This window comes from Arthrobacter sp. GQ119 (genome assembly GCF_059759125.1).
In genome coordinates, this window is record NZ_JCAXEA010000107.1 from 1 (window position 1) to 245 (window position 245).

The window sequence follows — 245 nt, forward strand, 5'->3', positions numbered from 1 at the left end:
CCGAGTTCGGCGTCGACGTTGGTCCAGTACTGGATGGCGCGTTCCTTGATGCCGGGGCTCTTCACGCCGCCCACGGCGCCGGTGATGGTGTCCAGCAGGCGGGCCTTGGCGGCGTCGTCGTAGACCTCGCGGTAGAGGGTGCCGGCCTGGACGAAGTCGCCGTCCTCGGCGTGCAGGGAGTGCGCGGCGAGGGTCAGTTCGCCGTCGTTCTCCCAGCCGCCGGCCGGGTTCTGCGGCTCGATGGC

1 protein-coding gene is annotated in these 245 nt (G+C 71.0%); it reads right to left on the reverse strand.

Annotation, left to right across the window (positions count from 1 at the left end):
• Positions 1–245, reverse strand: a 245-nt coding sequence (locus tag AC6CH3_RS23565; protein ID WP_498134729.1) for a catalase-related domain-containing protein, incomplete at both ends; no start/stop codon positions are given.